This window comes from Enterobacter sp. (assembly GCF_977039595.1).
In genome coordinates this window covers 30,267-33,494 of sequence record NZ_CDRQYH010000044.1, presented here as the reverse complement: position 1 = coordinate 33,494, position 3,228 = coordinate 30,267, and the positions used below count along the sequence as shown (strand labels likewise).

Annotated in this window: 3 protein-coding genes; all 3 read right to left on the bottom strand. The window is 56.8% G+C overall.

Translation table 11 applies throughout. From position 1 onward, the window contains the following. Positions 1–47: 47 nt before the first annotated feature. The gene (locus tag ACWYRJ_RS14035) at positions 48–1,394 is read right to left on the bottom strand and encodes an outer membrane protein assembly factor BamB family protein (RefSeq protein ID WP_455508111.1); all 1,347 of its coding nucleotides are present in this window, start codon (positions 1,392–1,394) and stop codon (positions 48–50) included. Between the two features lie 256 nt (positions 1,395–1,650). Then, positions 1,651–2,574: a LysR substrate-binding domain-containing protein gene (locus tag ACWYRJ_RS14030; protein ID WP_111964646.1), complete on the bottom strand. Its 924-nt coding sequence runs from the start codon at positions 2,572–2,574 to the stop codon at positions 1,651–1,653. A 180-nt stretch (positions 2,575–2,754) separates the two neighbouring features. Beyond that, a partial coding sequence (locus ACWYRJ_RS14025; protein WP_455508110.1) for an SDR family oxidoreductase occupies positions 2,755–3,228 on the bottom strand: 474 nt, incomplete at its 5' end.

Sequence of the window (3,228 nt, the reverse complement as noted above, 5' to 3'; positions counted from 1 at the left end):
ATGATCTACAAATCGATCATCGGATAATTGATTGTTGTGTGATAGCGCTAACTCATAAAGTTCAAAATTTGAGAACCTGCTACACTACGAAGCCTGTAAATACGGGCATGTTCATGAATTTTCCCTGCGGTTGGCAGGTAGATCAGGTTCAGTTTGGCGTCGTAAGACATCGCTGACCAGACGTTCGGCGTACCGCGGGTGTAGGTCTGGCCTTCTGGCGGCAGGCCGGTCAGGTTCGGATTACCCGGATCCCACGCCCAGGCCAGCTTACCGGTGTGAACGTCGTAGGCGCGCACCACGCCCGGCGGCTCGCCGGTTGAGTAGTTATCCGCGACGCGACCGCCGACGACGACAACGTTCCCGGCAACCAGAGGCGTCGAGGTTTGCTGATAATATCCGGGCTTAATCTCACCCATGCCGACGCTCAGATCCACGGTGCCATGGTCGCCGAAGTCGTCGCAGACCTTGCCGGTATCCGCGTTGATGGCAATCAGACGGGCATCGGTAGTGGGCAGGAACAGGCGGCGAGGGCATGCCGCAGGCTGTGTTTCTGCCTGTGACGTTGTCACGCTGGAGTGGTCTTCAAAATAGCCCAGACCGCGACAGCGCTGCCAGTTAGGGGCCGTGGCTTTGGAATCGTAGCGCCATTTTTCTTTACCGGAATCCACGTCCAGCGCCAGCACTTTGCTGTATGGGGTACAGACATACAGCGTGTCGCCAATCTGCAGCGGCGTGTTCTGATCTTCCGCACCCGAGCCGTTGCTCTGCGGAATATCGCCGGTGTGTGCAACCCACGCGACTTTCAGCGAGCTGACGTTTTGCTTGTTGATCTGGTCCAGCGCGGCGAAACGGTCGCCGTGGGTGGTATTGCCCCAGTGCTCCCAGTTCTTTTGCTGCTCGCCGGGGGCGACGGGTTTCACCGGAACGGGCTCGTTCGCTGCCACGAGGGTCTGCGGCTTAAACATCCAGCCCAGGCTGACCAGCATCGCCACCGCGAGCACGGCCGCGACGCCAAAAGCGGGAGCCTTGTTCGCGGCGCTGTGGTTTGCCGCGCGCAGGAAGGGCCAGACGATGGCGCACAGGAACGCCAGTACGGCAAAGGTAAACAGGCGGGAGAAGAGCGGCCAGAAATCCCAGCCCGCATCGCTTACCGCCCAGAACAGTGAGGCAATAAATCCAATGCTATAGAGCACGATCCCGCTGGTGCGGTTGAGGAAAATCAGGATCGCGGCAATCACCATTACCACGCCCATTATCAGGAAGTAACTACTTCCGCCCACGGTGGCGAGCTTAAAGCCCAACCCGCCGACGGCCAGACCGATGAGCATCATCAGTCCGGCAAGAAGCCACTGCAGAATACGAGGTATCCCGCGCGGCGCGCTGCCAAATGCCATTTCTGTCTCCTTAGCTCCCCCCGCTGTGTCGGGTATGTACCAGTTGGGTAATAAATGCGGTGGGATTGATGGTTGATACCGGTGAATTCGTTTATATCAAATAATTTGCGAACCATTTGGTGAATTCGCCGCTATGATAAAACTGTTAAATTGTTTTACGCAATTGTTAATGATTTATTCCGCATTATTTGATTAAGGCACAGGTCAACCCCCTCGCCCCAAAGGGGAGAGGGTCAGGGCGAAGGGCAAAAATGTTTTAAACCGGCATTGATTTACGGATGGCGCTCAGCAGCGTCTGCGCACCCGTTGAGAGTGGGGTGTCGACGCGGGTCAATATGCCGATGGGTTCACCGGGGCCAGGCGAGGTAATCGGCAGCGCGATCAGCGTTCCCTGGCGTAAATCATCTTTTACCGCCCCGGAAGGGACGAACCAGACGTAGTCATAATCCAGCGTAAGCTGGCGTGAAAGCGAGGCTGACAGCGTTTCGATACACCCTGAGGGAAGCGTACACCCCTGCATTTGCAGCAAGGTTTCGGCGGTCTGGCGCGGGACGGTCCCTTTTGGGCACACCACCACCGGCCACTCCATGACGCGGCTTAACGTCACCGTGTCCTGCAGCAGCGGGTGATCGGGACGAACCACCAGCTTCAGGGACTCCAGGAACAGCAGTTCGTAATTGAGACCGCCCATCAGTTCAGGGTCGGACATGCGGCCGATACCGATATCCAACTCGCCCGATTTCAGCCCCGCGAGCAGCATGGTGTTATTCATAGTGGCAACCTGAATCGTGGTATGCCGTTGCTGCTTGTGGAACTGGCCAATCACCGGCGGCAGAATGCCGAGCGCGGCGGTGGGCAGGGCCCCGACGCGGACGACCTCGCTGGTGTGTTCTTCTTTACGGTGCAGGGACTGGCCTGCGGTATTTAGCGCATCCAGCACCTTAACGGCGTGCGTAAGGAACTGTTCGCCCACGATGGTAAGCTGCGCCCCCAGCCGACCGCGGTCAAAAAGACGGGCGCCGGTCAGCTGTTCAAGCTCGTTGAGGGTTTTTGAGAGCGCAGGCTGGCTCAGGTTAAGAGTTTCAGCCGCACGCCCCAGCGTTCCCTGTTGAGCGACGGCCACAAATGTATGCAAATGGCGCAAGCGTATGCGCTGACTGAACAGACCATTTTTTTCCATAGGCGATGTTAAAAACAGAGCGATGCGGGTGACAAGTTAAGTTATTTAATTTTGATAACCTGATAGCAAAATATTTTTAACATTTGATCTGTTTGAGTTACAACATGTTTTTCGGCGGGGAATAAGAGCGAACGTCCTTGTTCATTTATTGCTCATTGCTGAGGGGAAAGGGTTAAGCGTTTAGATTACGCCGTCACCGCCGTCAGAACACCACACCTGGCCGGACGTAAACGAACATTCATCCGAGGCCAGCGTGACGTACAGCGGGGCAATCTCGACGGGCTGACCCGGACGACCCAGCGGCGTATCTCCGCCAAACTCCTTCACTTTTTCCATCGGCTGGCCGCCGCTGGACTGCAGCACCGTCCAGTATGGGCCGGGAGCGACCGCGTTGACGCGAATGCCCTTCGGACCCAGCTGCTTGGCTAAGGATTTGGTAAATACCGCCAGACAGGCTTTGGTCTGGGCGTAGTCCAGCAGCACCGGGCTGGGCTTCACGGCCTGAACGGAGGAGGTATTAATGATAACGGACGAGGCCTTCAGGTGCCGCAGGGCCGCCTTCGTGATCCAGAAAGGGGCATAAACGTTGGTTTTAAACGTCGCGTCAAAATCTTCGGTAGTCAACTCTTCAAGGGATTCACGGAACTGCTGGCG

Bases quoted from the DNA above. Each gene is read 5' to 3' on its own strand.
- ACWYRJ_RS14030 (WP_111964646.1), bottom strand. From the start codon at position 2,574: ATGGAAAAAAATGGTCTGTTCAGTCAGCGCATACGCTTGCGCCATTTG.
- ACWYRJ_RS14035 (WP_455508111.1), bottom strand. From the start codon at position 1,394: ATGGCATTTGGCAGCGCGCCGCGCGGGATACCTCGTATTCTGCAGTGG.